The 14,256-nt window shown below is 62.8% G+C and carries 10 protein-coding genes; 8 read left to right on the top strand and 2 right to left on the bottom strand.

Annotated features, from left to right (window positions below; genetic code table 11):
• Positions 1–24 precede the first annotated feature (24 nt).
• Positions 25–1,245 (bottom strand): MFS transporter, encoded by a 1,221-nt coding sequence (locus ACYVGS_RS17000; protein ID WP_460589885.1) that lies wholly within the window; start codon positions 1,243–1,245, stop codon positions 25–27.
• A gap of 108 nt (positions 1,246–1,353) precedes the next feature.
• On the opposite strand from ACYVGS_RS17000, the gene ACYVGS_RS16995 reads away from it, so the two are divergent.
• From ACYVGS_RS16995 to ACYVGS_RS16965, 7 genes are all read left to right on the top strand, one after another.
• Positions 1,354–2,400: a hypothetical protein gene (locus ACYVGS_RS16995; protein WP_460589884.1), complete on the top strand. Its 1,047-nt coding sequence runs from the start codon at positions 1,354–1,356 to the stop codon at positions 2,398–2,400.
• Between the two features lie 88 nt (positions 2,401–2,488).
• Positions 2,489–2,935: a PNPOx family protein gene (locus ACYVGS_RS16990; RefSeq protein WP_460589883.1), complete on the top strand. Its 447-nt coding sequence runs from the start codon at positions 2,489–2,491 to the stop codon at positions 2,933–2,935.
• Between the two features lie 145 nt (positions 2,936–3,080).
• A complete protein-coding gene (locus tag ACYVGS_RS16985; protein WP_460589882.1) occupies positions 3,081–4,067 on the top strand; it encodes an alpha/beta hydrolase in 987 nt (328 codons plus the stop codon).
• A gap of 51 nt (positions 4,068–4,118) precedes the next feature.
• Positions 4,119–5,177, top strand: a complete 1,059-nt coding sequence (locus ACYVGS_RS16980) for a hypothetical protein (RefSeq protein WP_460589881.1) — start codon at positions 4,119–4,121, stop codon at positions 5,175–5,177.
• Positions 5,174–6,412 carry an MFS transporter gene (locus ACYVGS_RS16975; RefSeq protein ID WP_460589880.1) on the top strand — a complete coding sequence of 413 codons (1,239 nt, stop codon included), beginning with the start codon at positions 5,174–5,176 and terminating at the stop codon, positions 6,410–6,412. The genes ACYVGS_RS16980 and ACYVGS_RS16975 overlap by 4 nt, the downstream gene beginning before the upstream one ends.
• 68 nt (positions 6,413–6,480) lie before the next feature.
• Entirely contained in the window at positions 6,481–7,455 is a 975-nt protein-coding gene (locus tag ACYVGS_RS16970) for an NADP-dependent oxidoreductase (RefSeq protein WP_460590025.1), read from the top strand.
• A 121-nt stretch (positions 7,456–7,576) separates the two neighbouring features.
• Complete coding sequence (locus ACYVGS_RS16965; protein WP_460589879.1) at positions 7,577–10,243, top strand: TonB-dependent receptor; 2,667 nt, start codon at positions 7,577–7,579, stop codon at positions 10,241–10,243.
• A gap of 100 nt (positions 10,244–10,343) precedes the next feature.
• On the opposite strand, the gene ACYVGS_RS16960 is transcribed toward ACYVGS_RS16965, so the two are convergent.
• Complete coding sequence (locus ACYVGS_RS16960) at positions 10,344–11,360, bottom strand: LLM class flavin-dependent oxidoreductase (RefSeq protein ID WP_460589878.1); 1,017 nt, start codon at positions 11,358–11,360, stop codon at positions 10,344–10,346.
• 130 nt (positions 11,361–11,490) lie between these two features.
• Between ACYVGS_RS16960 and ACYVGS_RS16955 the strand changes: the two genes are divergently transcribed.
• Positions 11,491–14,157, top strand: a complete 2,667-nt coding sequence (locus tag ACYVGS_RS16955; protein WP_460589877.1) for a TonB-dependent receptor — start codon at positions 11,491–11,493, stop codon at positions 14,155–14,157.
• Positions 14,158–14,256 lie beyond the last annotated feature (99 nt).

Raw genomic sequence — 14,256 nt, 5'->3', positions numbered from 1 at the left:
GGCGGGTGTTTGTCTGCCCTGTTGTTATAGGGCCTGCTCCCGGCGCGGCATGCCAGACCATAACCAGAAGACCAGTAGCAGGCAGGTAATCAGCAGCGCCATCACCGCCGGCCAGCCCCGCCATTCCCAGGCGAATCCCGCGGCCACGTTGACCAGTGCACCCCCCGCATAAAAACAGCTGAGATAGATGCCAGCCGCGGTGCCGCGGGCGAAGGGAGCTCGTCGGGTGACGCTGCTGTTGCTGGCGGTATAGCTGAAAAAGTAGCCCAGGGTAAAGGTCACCAACCCGATGCCCAGCCAGATCAGGTGGGGCAGCAGCATGCCGACGAGCCCCAGCAACATCAGCGTGGCACCACCGCCCAGGGGCAGCCACGGTCCCCGTCCATCCACCAGATGACCGCTGAACATGGACACCGGAATGCCCAGCAGCAACAGCAGGAAGAGCAAGCTGGTGGCACCCAGGGACAGGGAGAATGGCGGTGCCATCAGGTGAAAACCAATAACACTGTAGAGGGAGATGAAGGTGCCCATGAGCAGGAAGCCGATGGCGAAATAACGCCGAAGCTCCGGATTGCGCCAGTGTGCCTGAACGCTGAGGAGAGACGTGCCCAGGCTGTGACGAACGGGCCGGAACTGCCGCTCCCGCGGCAGCAGTTTCCACAGGGCCAGGGTGGCCAGCAGCCCCAAAACCCCGATCACTGCCAGGGACAGGCGCCAGCTGTGCCACTCGCCCAACGCCCCCGCCGCCAGGCGCCCGCTGACGCCACCCAGGGCGTTGCCTGCGGCGTAGAGGGCTATGCTGCGACCGACAATACCCGGCGCCACTTCCTCTGACAGGTAGGCCAGGGCAACCGCGGGTACCCCGGCTAGCGCCAGGCCGGTCAGTGTGCGCCAGACAATCAGGTCGCCAAAGCGGGGTGCCAGTGCGGCGGCGACGGTTGCCAGCGAGGCCAGACCCAGCCCACCCAGGAGGAAAGCGCGACGGCCAAAGCGGTCGGACAGCAGTCCCACGGGCAACAGCATCACGGACAGAGCCAGCATGGTAGCGGAGAGTGCCCAGCTGGCACTGGACGAGGGCACCCCGAAGCCCGTGGCAAGCTCCGGCAGTAGCGGTTGGGTGCCGTGCAGCACTGACACCGAGCAGAAGCCGCAGAGAAACATGGCCAGCCGCAGGCCGGGCAGCTCGCGACTGCCGGTCTGAAGCGGACCGCTTGCGGTTTGGCTATGCTCTGCCCGGGATGACATGGCTTGACGTGTGGCTGGGGGAGGGCTACCGTAATAATAAATTAGTAATAAGTAAAGTGTGCTCGGGGGGCGCGTTCTGCGGTCTGCCCGGGCCGGAGGGTATCCAGTGTGATCGCATCCGACGCGTTTATTCCCGTTGTTCCGCCGCGCCTGATTCAGGGCGTCTACAGCGATCCAGAGCTGGAGCGCCTATTCAGAGTTCTGCGTACGGAGGGCCCCTGGCCGCTGATCGCCGGGCTCTATTTCCGTTCCGTGGACGAATTGCTGGCGGTCAGTGGCAGAGCGCCTGATACGGCGGGTGCTGCTCGACTGGAGGACTTTCTGACGCCCGCGTTTCGCGGCATTCTCGGCAACAATGGCCTCTGTTACCACGACGATCTCCACGAGATTTTCTACAGTCGCAAGCTCCTAGAGCCGGTTAAACAGATGCACGGTGCCCGCTACGGCGCCCCCTACCTGTTCCAGTTCAATATCCAGGGCCCGAGTCGCGGCCTGGATGGCGGGCACTTCGACGGTCGCAGCTGGCGCGGCATGGACCCCACCAACACGCCCGCCTGGTTGATGAGCGTGATGGCCAAATCCGGTCTGTTTGACGCCTGGGCCGTCAAGGCAGGGCAGGTCATAACCTACTTTTACGACTCAAGCATTGATGGTGGCTTTACCTACTGGCCGGACGGCCCGGATGGCGACCCGCGGCGCCTCGCGCCACCCTTCTGGAACAGCGGAATCGTGACTGACAACCAGCGCATGTTTCACCGCGGCGAGGCCTGCGGGCCCCGAGACCGACGTGACCTCCCGGACGGGTTCGGGCTGGAATCCCGCCTTCGTGCCGCGGGCGAGACTGGCTGGGACGTGGTCAACGACGACAGGGTGATTGCGCATTACGGTGCCGAGGAAATCCGTCTGCTGTTCCATTACAGTGCCCACGTGTTTGAGGACATGAGTGATCTGAAACGCTATTTTGATCACACCGACGATCTCAGTCTGGAACGGGCCCTGAACATGTTGATGGATGACCTGCGGGCACGCGGCGTGCCATTCGAGGAGCCCAGCGATCCGCTCCAGGATTCGGCATTTATCGGTACGCTCAGCAAGACCTATGCGGTCTCGCCCTCCCGATTTCCGCCGCAAGCCCCTCTGGACAGCGCGGCCTGAGTTCCCAGCGAGGCCCGGTCGTGGCATCCTGTGGCAGTGGGTGCCAGCGTGCGCCCCGGCGCCAGATAATAATTCCGGAGATTGCGTCGTGCTGCAGCGTTTAGTCATGTCCCCCGCCGGGCTCGCCCTGGATCGCTTCCTGGTGCGCTGGACGGGCTTTTCCCTGACCACCTGGGTGTTTGCCCGCGCCAGCGGCTTTGCGCCGGGCCCGGTGCTGTACCTGGAGACCACCGGCCGGCGCAGCGGGCGTACCCGTGGCGTGGTAGTGCCCTACTTTGATCGCGACGGCGAGCGCTTGCTGGTCGCCTCCAAGGGCGGCGCGCCCAGTGACCCCTATTGGGCGCAGAATCTGCGCAGCAACCCCGATGCCCTGGTACGCATCCGGCGCCGGCCCCAGCCCGTGCGGGCGCGATTTCTGACCGGTGAGGAGCGCGCCCGGGTGTGGGAAGCGCTCAAGGCGGATGTGCCCACCTATGCGCACTATGAAAGCCTCACCGACCGCGAAATCCCCGTCATCGCCCTGGATCCCCGCTGAAACCGGGGCTGCCGTAGCCGAAGGCGCGGCCAGATCAGCTCGACCCCCATGCCTGACAGGCGCAGCCCTGTCGGTGCTTGACCCGCGTGTTTTCGGGCGACTAAACTTATGCCTAATATAAAGTTAACCCAAAACGGAAACTGCGATGGCCTACACGATTGATGACAAGGGCACTGCCTGGCTCGGCGATCATCCGGTGCCGGTGCCGACCTCGGTCAGTGATGAAGCGCGTGCCTATCTCGCCGGCAACCCCTGGGGCGACGCCCCGATGCCGGACGAGCCGGTTCCCATGTGGACATTCCGCGAACCCATGGCAGCTGCCTTTGAAGCCCTGAATCAGCAGGCGCAGTCCCTGTACCCGGTGGAAATCGAGGAAATGCAGATCGGCGGTGTCCGCTGCCACGTGATACGGCCCCTGGACATGCCCGCGGAGCATGAGGGACGGGTGTTGATCAACCTCCATGGCGGTGGTTTTGTGGTGGGTTCGGGTGCTTTGATCGAGGCCATTCCCATCGCCCATCTGGCCCGTGTGCCGGTGATTGCCGTGGACTACCGTCTGGCACCGGAGCACGCCTACCCGGCCGCGGTGGACGACGTGGTGGCGGTCTACCGTGAGGTGTTGGCGCATCATCCGGCGGACAAGGTGGGAATCTTTGGCAGCTCTGCCGGGGGGATTCTCACCGGCCAGGCGGTGGTCCGGCTGGAGCAGGAGGGTCTGCCCCTGCCGGCCTGCGCGGGGATGTTTTCCGCCGCGGGCAATCTCTACGATTTCGGCGATACCCGCAGCATCTTTACCCTGAGCGGCTTTTACGGCGCTCACAGTTTTCCCCTGGACCACGAGCTGAGCGAGGTGCGCAGCTATCTGGGCGGGGCGGACCCGAAAGATCCGCTGGTGTCACCGGACCGGGCGGACCTGTCCCGCTTCCCGCCCACGCTGCTGGTGTCGGGTACCCGTGATGCCCTGCTCAGTGCCACCACGATGTTTCACCGCGCGCTGTTGCGGGCGGGGCGGCCGGCGGAACTGGTGGTCTTCGATGCGCTGCCGCATTCCCACTGGTATGCGCTGCACCTGCCCGAGACCCGCGAGGCGCTCGACGTCATGGTGCGTTTCTTCAACAGCAAACTGGCCTGAGGGCCCACGGATCCCGGCGCCACAGTCCCGGGAAGCGATGAGGTAATACCAATGGATATCGAACGCGCAAAAATTTTTCGCCCGGTGGCCGAGCCGCGGGTGATCGAGGGGGCCTACAGCGAGGACCAGCATCGCCGCCTGCTCGAGGTCGTCCGCAACAATGGCCCCTGGTCACTGATCATCTCCCAGCACTTCAAGTCCGCCGAGGAGCTCATCGCCACCACCTCTGGCTCCCTGCCGGAAGGTGTCGAGCCCACCCTGGACATGTTCCTCAGCCCGGTGTTCCGCGGTTACTACTCCTACGGTGGTGTCTGCAGTCAGCCGGAGATCGAGGACTGCTTCTACAATCCGAAGTTTCTGCAGCTGGTGCGGGACTACTGGGGTGCCAAGTATGCCGAGCCCGATAGCATGCTGTTCAACATTCAGGGCCCCTGTGGCGGTGCCGGCAACCCCCATGTCGATGCCACGCGCTTCCGCGGTCTCACCCTGGACAATACGCCGATCTGGCTGATGAATACCATGGTCAAGTCGGGCCTGTTCAAGCACTGGCAGGCGCGCAAGGCCCAGGTGATCGCCTGGTATTACAAGGGCAAGGTCGGCGGCGGCTTCACCTACTGGCCGGATGGCCCCCACGAGCAGCCGAAGCAGATCCACGCACCTATGTGGGGACGCGCCGTGGTGGTGGAGAACGAGATGATGTTCCACACTGCCCAGAGCAACGGGCCGAGTGCTTTGCGCAAGCCCGAAGGTCTGGCTTTCGAGTCGGTGATGGAAGCCGATCCGCAGGTTGCCGGTGGCTGGCGCATTCGTACCGGTGAGCAGGTGGTGCAGCAGATACCGGAGGAGGAGTTCCGTTTCCTGGTGCACTGGGGGGCGAATGTCTACATGGACCTGGATGAGCTCAAGCGCACCGTGGACCACACCGACGACATCAGCCACCAGCAGGTCTTTGACATCTTCATGCAGGACCTGAAACGTCGGGGCATTCAATTCGAGGAACCTACGGATCCGCTGGCGGATCGCGCCTTTATCGGCTTGCTGACCAGCGTCTACGACGTCGGCGCTCCGCTGTATTTCCCGCCGGAGCCCGAGGAAGAGCTCGCCGCGTGATACCAAGCCGGTTCTGGCCCTGGGTACAGGTAGGCGTCGCGTTTCTGATCCAGGCGACGGGCGCTGGCGCCCTGAGTTATTCCTACAGCGTGATCGCGGTTCCGCTGGCGGAAACTTTCGAGCCCAGCCGCATGGTGTTGATGCTGGGCTTGACTTGCATGACGCTGGGCGCCGGATTCGTTTCGCCCATGGCCGGCATCGCCATCGATCGCCTGTCCCTGAAACTGATCATGGTCGCTGCGATCCTGATGACGGCACTGGGCTATGTCGGGCTATCACTGGCCGCGGCCATGTGGCAGGTACCGCTGATCTATGGCGTGCTGCTCAGTTTTGGCTATGTGCTCCTCGGCCCGCTCTGTGCCTCCACCCTGTTGACCCGCTGGTTCCACGAAAATCGCGGCATGGCACTGGGCATTGCCGCCGCCGGTACCTCCTTCGGTGGCTTTCTCTATCCACCCCTGATCCAGGCGCTGACCGAACTGGTGGGTTGGCGGGAAGGCTTGCGCTGGGTCGCGCTGTGCATCGCCGGTACCGCCCTGCCGGTCTGGTTGCTGGCGGTGGACCACCCGACGCGCAAGGGTTTTGCGCCGACCGCGGATGGTGGCGCCCAGGCGCCGGACGCGTCGGGGCGTTTCAGCTCCACCTACGCCATTATCCGCCACCGCAGTTTCTGGATGATTGCCCTGGTGGTGACGCTGATGTTCGGCTGCTTTACCGCGACCATGGGCAATATCGTGCCCTTTGCCCTGGATGTGGGGGCGACGCGGGAGCAGGGCGCCATGATGATCTCGAATATCGCGCTGTCGGCGATTGCCGGCACCTTGTTCTTTGGCTGGCTGTCGGACCGTTTTGATGTGCGCCTGGCTCTCGCCGGTCTGATCAGCATCATGGCGCTGGCGCTCACCTGCTTCTGGGGTACGCCCGACTTCCCGCGCCTGGCACTGGGCTCGCTGGTGTTGGGCCTTGGCAGTGGCGGCATGTTGCCGGTATGGAGCGCTCTGCTGGGGCAGGTCTACGGGGCGCTGAACTACGGGCGGGTGATGGGGCTGATGAGTCCGATCCTGCTGCCTTTTAATTTGCTGACGCCGCCGCTCACCGGCTGGATACGCGATGTGACCGGGGCCTATCACTTGGCCTTTGTCGCCTTTGTTGCGCTTCTCTGTCTCGCGGTGCTGATGATACCGCTGATTGAACGCAGCGGCGGCAACCGGGCGGTGCCTGCGGCGGCTGGCTGAAATTTACTCCGATGGTGGCACCGCGAAGGCTGCCATCGACAACCACAAGGAAGCATGACGTGTTTGCAATGATCATTGAGGAAACCGGCGGACCGGAGGTGTTCAAATACGCCGAGTTGCCGACCCCGACGCCCGGACCGGGCGAGGTACTGGTGCAGATTGCCTGTGCCGGCGTCAATCCGGCCGACTGGAAGAACCGCGAGGGGCACCTGGCGCAATACCGGCCCTATACCTTTCCCTACATCATCGGTTTCGACGCGGCGGGTATCGTCGCCGCGGTGGGCGAGGGCGTGACGGAATTTCAGCCGGGCGAGCGCGTCTTTACGCCGACCAATCACGGTCAGGGCGGACAGGGCAGCTACGCCGAGTACGCGATTGCCAGTGCCGATCGCGTGGCCCGCATTCCCGAGGGTCTCAGCTTTGCCCAGGCAGCGGCGCTGCCGGTGGCCTCACTCACCGCGTGGCAGGGCCTGTTTGATCGCGGCGGGCTCAAAGCGGGGCAACTGGCGATGATTCACGGTGGCTCCGGTGGCCTGGGCAGTTTTGCCGTGCAGTTTGCGCGCTGGGCTGGCGCGCGGGTCGCAGCCACTTGTTCGACCCCCAATGTGGACTACCTGAAATCCCTGGGGGTCGAGCGCGTGATCGATTACCGCACGGAGACGATTGCCGACGCGGTGGCGGCCTGGGCGCCGGAGGGTCTGGATTACCTCATGGATGCCGTGGGCGTCAGCACCTTGCCGAACGGGCTCGACCTGGTGAAGCCCGGTGGCACATTCGTCTCCATTCCGACCCTGGTGGATGACGGGGATATCCCCGCCCAGGCGGCCGCGGGTGCCGCGAAAGGGGTGAAGCGGGTGTTTTCGACCATGGACGATGTCGGCTGCGGCCCGACCCTGCAAAAAATCGGCGAGTTGCTGGCGAGTGGCGATATCGTTTTGCCGCCACTGCGTGAATTCCCGCTGCGAGAGGTAGCCGAAGCCCATCGTGTTATCCAGGAAGGCCACAATCGTGGCAAGACCGTACTGAACGTCGCCGATCTCTGAGCTGCCCACAAGCTAGACTTCCCGCGTGTGCCTATCGCACACGCAGGGACTTTCACCGCCATTAAACTTAGTGATACGATAAACATATATTAATTTTATAACACTTGTGAAGAGGCTTCTGATGTCTGTCAAACCCAGTTCCGGAAATATCCTGTCATTGTCCGTGCGAGCCCTGATTGCGAGCCTCGCGACCGGCGCGCCGGTGCTTGCGACCTCGGCACTCGCCCAGGATTCCGCACGGCTCGAGGAGGTCGTGGTCACCGCGCAGCGCCGCGAGGAGAGTATCCAGGACGTGCCCATCGCGATCAGTGCCATCGATGCCGAGAGCCTGCGTCAGCAGGGCATCAGCAGTGCGATGGACCTGTTGGGCAAAGTGCCCTCACTCAACGTGAGCAGTGCCGGCAACCCGCGCAACGCCGAGGTGGTGACGATTCGCGGCCAGGGTGCGACCTATCTGGCGCCGGTGGGGGTGGTCAATTACTTTGCCGAGGTCCCCCTGATCCAGTCCGGCATCATCGCCAACCAGGGTGGCCCGGGCACCTTCTTTGACGTGGGTTCCCTGCAGGTGCTGCGCGGGCCCCAGGGTACGCTGTTTGGCCGCAACACCACCGGGGGTGCGCTCCTGCTGGGACCGCAGCGGCCCACTGAACAGCTTCACGGCTACCTGCAGGTGCAGGGCGGCAACTATGACAATCGCGAGTTCGAGGGCGTCTTCAACCTGCCGGTGATCGACGACACGCTGATGCTGCGCCTCTCCTACAAGGATGTGGAGCGCGACGGTTTCACGGAAGATGTCGGCCCCGAGGCCTTTGGTTTCGACGACGTCTGTGCGCCGACCCAGCAAGCCCTGTGCGGTGCCTTTGCGCCCGACGCGCGTTCACCCGGCTATGCGGGAAAGGACTACGACAACAAGGACTGGTCGCACCTTCGCCTGGGCTTGTTGTGGCGCCCGACCGAAAATATTGAAAACTACTTTGTGGCCCTGCGTTCGGAGTCCGAGGACAACGGCACCGGTTTTGTCTTCAGTGGCGCCGGCCCGGGCTCCAACGTGGCCAACCTGGCGGGGAACTTTGCCTACGGTGTGGGCAACCTGTTTTCCGGGAATGTCTTCGATCCCACCATCACCCAGGGCATCGTCGAGCGCCAGCGTGAACTGGGCCCACGCAAGACGGCGATGAACCACGATCAATTCACCGAGATTGATCACGACGCCTATATCAACACCCTGTCGATCCAGCTCAGCGACAGCCTGCAGTTGAAAAACATCGTGTCCTACCAGGAAATGGAAGTGAACTACGATTGGGACCTGGATGGCTCAATATTGCCGATGCTGGGCCAGATCCCGCCCTTCGTGCGCGCCGATGAACAGGATAACCCGCTGGGTCAGCCGGGAGATCGCGGATTGATCTCTGACAACAGTCAGACGACGGTGGAACTGCAATTGCAGGGCCTGGCACTGGACGACAACCTGGATTGGGTCATCGGCAGTTACTACTCCAGTGTCGAGCCCGAGGGGCTGCAGGGCACCGGCTCCTTCAACGCCGCATCCTTCAACAGCGGCTCCTTCTACGAGCAGGACGTTACTGCCCTGGCCTTCTACTCCCAGGGTACCCTCAATCTCGCGGCACTGAACCCCGACTGGGACCAGTGGCGGCTAACCCTGGGGGTGCGCCATACGGATGATGAAACCGAGGGGCGCCGGCTGACTGCCAATTTCTATTCCGACCGCGTCTACAGCAGCCCCAACGACTATGAGCGTCAGCTGCGAGAGGCCACGCAGCGTTCGAAAGAGTGGACCTGGACGGTGGGGCTGGACTATCAGTACAACCCGGATACGCTGTTCTACGGCAAGGTCACCCGGGGCTATAAGGCCGGCGGTTTCAACTATGCGGCACCTCGGGCGCTGACTTACGAACCCGAGTTTGTCACCAGCTATGAACTGGGTGTGAAGGCCGATTTTGCGGTTGCCGGCATGCCGGCGCGGGCCAACCTCAACCTCTATAGCATGGATTACGAGGACATTCAGCGCGCGGCTGCCGACAATGCCCCGATCGGTGGTTTCCTGCCCGATGTCAATGATTTCAATGGCAATGGCAACACCAGCGAGTTTGTCTGTACCGGTCCCAATGGCGAAAACTTTGCCGACAATGCCACCTGTCTGGATCAGGGCGCGGTCACCTTCAACGCGGATTCCGCGCGCATTTCCGGCGTCGAGATCGAGTCGACAATTGCGCCGGTGGAAAACCTGGAAATCAGCCTGGCCTACTCCTATACCGATGCCGAGTATCGTGACTACGATCTGACCATCGCACCGGACCCCCTGCGTGGCGGCACCACCCTGTATCCCTGCAGCGGGCCCACTACCTGGCCCAGCGTGGGCCAGCAGGCTGTGGACCTTGACTACTCCTGTATTCCCTTCCAGAACACGCCGGAACATATTGCGGCGCTGAGCGTACGCTACTACCTGCCCCTGGTGAACAACCTGGGTGAGCTGGTGTTCTTCGGCAGCCTCAACCACCAGGGCAAGATTTATTCCTCGGCGACGACATCGGAGCGCGAGGACCCCAGCTCCTGGATCGACTCCTACGAGGTGCTGAATCTGTCGCTGGAGTGGAACGGCATTCTGGGTAGCAATCTTGACGCGCGTGCCTTCGTCAACAATGCAACGGATGAAACCTACGCCGTCAATGAGTACGTCGGCTTTTCCCAGTCGGGTGGCTTCACCAACACCGTCTACGGCGAGCCGCGGATGTACGGCATGTCACTGCGTTACCGCTTCGGCGAATAAAAGTCGTGGTACCGGGAAGGGCCGCGCTTCGAGTCCGGGCCGATCCTTCCCTTTTTCAGGCCGCTGTGTACGGGGGTGCACAGCGGCCTGCTTTTTTGTGCTACCCCTGATCGAGTCCCCAGCGCGGAATTCGCTCCCCTCGGGGCAGGTACGGCAGTACCTTCCGTTCAAACAGTCTTAGCATCTTCCAGGCCCTGTCGGGCGCTATACCGCCGAACAGCGGGGTCAGGTAAAGCGAACTGAAGCTACCCAGCTCCTGCGCCATGGCGACGGTCTGTTCCGGCGTGAGTACCTGGTAGGCCCCGCTCTCGCGGACGGTTTCCGCGGTCATGCCGCCGGCGTAGGGGCCGACTGGCTTGCCATAGGCATCAGCGGTCCAGCGGGAGTAGGAATCCAGGACGTGCAGCACGTGGGGCGCTATCCACTCCCAGTCCCGATCCGGTTCTTCCGATACCCACAACAAGGTGGGGCCCTGGTTGGGATATTCACCGGGGTCGGCTTTACCCAGCTTCAGGCACTCATCCCGGTAAGGCTGCCAGGTCTCCGCGCCGAACAGGGGAACCAGAAAGCCATCCGCGATCGCCGCTGCCGCACGGGCCACCTTGGGCGCCATGCCGCCCAGCAGAATGGGGATCGGATGCTCGGGCACCGGCAGTACCTGGCATGGCCTGCCACGGTATTCAAAGGCTTGGCCGGTCCAGGCCTGACGCAGGAGATTGACGGTTTCACAGGTGATCGCGAAGCGGTCCTCGACCCGATGACCATACATGCTGAATTCGACCGGGCGGTAGCCAAAGCCCAGGCCGAGCTCAAGCCTCCCGGCGCTCGCCAGCTGTGCGACGGCAAGGTCTTCCGCCAGGCGTACTGGGTCGTAGCAGGCCGCCAGCAGCACCGCGGTACGCAGACGGATAGTCCGCGTGCGTCCGGCCATGGCGCTGGCCAGAATCAGTGGCGAGGGGTTGTAGCCATCCTCCGAGCAGTGATGCTCGCCAAAGCCCAGGACATCGAAGCCGACCTCGTCGGCCCAGGCCGCCATGTCCAGTGCCGCGCGGTAGAGCTCGCCGATCGGGGCGCCGAAGCCCGGCGCGCGCATGTCGAAAATCATGACCTTTTCCATGGGGAGCCTCCTGTCTGCCGCCTGCCTGAGGGGTGGCGAATATTTTTATCAATAAGGGCTTTTCAGGCGCATAAACTTAGAGCTACTATAAATAAAACATTAATTCTAATTAATAAAGTAGAGGTGAATCATGCCCGTCAATTCCTTCCGTGTTGACCCGATTGCCCGGGTTGTTCAGGCCCTTGCCTCCGCCGCTGTCTGCATTGCACCCTTGAGCGTGGCGCCCGCCTTTTCCCAGGATACCGCGCGTCTCGAGGAGGTCGTCGTCACCGCCCAGCGCCGCGAGGAGAGCATCCAGGATGTCCCCATCGCCATCAGCGCCCTGGATGCAGAGAGTCTGCGCCGGCAGAACATCGCCAGCGCCTACGACTTGCTGGGCAAGGTACCTTCCCTGATTGTCACCAGCCACGGCAACCCGCGCAACGCCGAGGCGGTAACCATCCGTGGCCAGGGGGCTACCTACCTGGCGCCGGTCGGCGTGGTGAACTACTTTGCCGAAGTGCCGATGATCCAGTCCGGTATTATCGCCAACCAGGGTGGGCCGGGCACCTTCTTTGATGTCGGCTCGCTGCAGGTTCTGCGCGGCCCCCAGGGCACCCTCTTCGGTCGCAATACCACGGGCGGTGCCCTGTTGTTGGGGCCGCAGCGACCCAGCGAGACCCTGCACGGGCACCTGCAGCTGCAGGGCGGGAACTATGATGACCGCGAGTTCGAAGGGGTTCTGAACCTGCCCCTGGTCGAAGACACCCTGATGGTCCGCCTGTCCTACAAGGATGTCGAGCGGGACGGTTTCACCCGTGACGTGGGCCCGGCGGCTTTCGGCTATAGCGATGTCTGTGCGCCCACGGCTCAACCACTGTGCGCCGCCTTTGCGCCAGGCGAGCGATCCCCCGGCTTTGCCGGCAAGGATTACGACAACAAGGACTGGTGGCATGGGCGTATCGGTGTGCTGTGGCGCCCCACGGAGAGTGTTGAAAACTACCTGGTTGCCTTCCGCTCCGAGTCGGAGGACAACGGCACCGGTTTTGTGCTGAGCGGCGTGGGCCCCGAGCCGAATGTGGCGACGCTCGCGGGCAATTTCGCCTACGGTGTGGGTAATGTGCTGTCCGGCAATGTTTTCGACCCCGCGATTGCCCAGGGTGTGCTCGACCGGCAGCGTGAACTGGGCCCGCGCAAGACGGCGATGAATCACGACCAGTTTACCCGGATCGAGCACGAAGGCTACATCAACACCCTGTCGATCCAGTTGAGCGATGACCTGCAGCTGAAGAATATTCTGAGCTACCAGACGATGGAGGTCGGCTATGACTGGGATCTCGACGGCTCGCTGTTACCGATGCTGGCCCAGATCAATCCGTTTATTGCAGACGGTGATACCAGCAACCCCTTTGGCCGGCCGGGTGACAAGGGCCTGATTTCCGACAGTAGCCAGACCACGGCGGAGCTACAACTGCAGGGCACGGCGCTGGATGACAACCTCGATTACGTCATCGGGGCCTACTATTCGAGCGTGGAGCCGGAAGGCCTGCAGGGAACGGGTTCCTTTAACGCTGCTGCCCTGAATGCCGGCACCCTTTACGAGCTGGATATCAGCGCCCTGGCCTTCTACTCCCAGGGCACTTTGAACCTGGGTGCACTGAACCCCGACTGGGACCAGTGGCGCCTGACGCTGGGGCTGCGGCACACGGACGATGAGACCGAGGGCCGTCGCTTTACCAACAGTTTCTTTTCCGACCGCGTCTACTCCAGCCCCAACGAGTTTGTCCAGGCGGCGCGTTCCGCCACCCAGCGTTCCAAGGAGTGGACCTGGACCGCTGGTCTGGACTACCAGCTGAATCCCGATACGTTGTTCTATGGCAAGGTGACACGCGGCTACAAGGCGGGCGGTTTCAACTACGCCGCACCCCGGGCGCTGACCTACGAGCCGGAATTCGTGACCAGTTACGAGCTGGGCATGAAAGCGGACTTTGCCCTGGCAGCGATGCCGGCCCGGCTCAACCTGAATGTCTACAGCATGGACTACGACGACATCCAGCGCGCCGCGGGTGACAATTTCCCAATCGGCGGCTTCCTGCCGGATGTGAATGACTTCAACGGCAACGGCAATACCAGTGATTTTGTCTGCACCGGCCCCAATGGCGAGAATTTCTCCGCCAGTGCCACCTGCTTGGACCAGGGCGCGGTGACCTTCAACGCGGACTCTGCCCGCGTGCAGGGCCTGGAGCTGGAGGCGACCATCGCACCCCTCGAGAATCTGGAGGTCAGTCTCTCCTATTCCTACACCGACGCCGAGTACAAGCACTTCGAGCAGGTCATCTACGCCGACCCGTTGAAAGGGGGCGCCACCATCACCACCTGTGACGGCCCGCTCACTGTGCCTTTCCTGGGACAGTCCTCGGCCGTCGCCAACTACGACTGCATTCCCTTCCAGAATGCCCCGGAGCATATCGCGGCCCTGAGTCTGCGCTACACCCTGCCACTGGCGAACAACCTCGGGGAGCTGGTCTTCTTCGGTAGCCTCAACCACCAGGGTGAAACCTATGCGGCTGCCAACTTCCATCCCGCTGACGAACCGACCGCCTGGATGGAAAGCTTCGAGGTGCTCAACCTGTCCCTGGAGTGGAACGGCATCCTCGGCAGCAAGCTGGATGCGCGCGCCTTTGTTACCAATGCCTCCGACGAGACCTATCGCGTCAGTGAGTACACGGGACTGAGTACCTCTACCGGCTTCACCAACTCGGTCTACGGTGAGCCGCGCATGTACGGCATGTCCCTGCGCTACCGCTTCGGAGACTGAGTTAGCCCCGAGGGGCGCGGGTCTATGGCCGCCATGTGCGCAGGTACATGGCGGCCATTTGTTTTGCGGGTGGAGTGCCAGAAAGACGCGGTATGCGGC

This window comes from Haliea atlantica (assembly GCF_054779855.1).
This window is presented reverse-complemented; position numbering and strand designations above follow the sequence as displayed.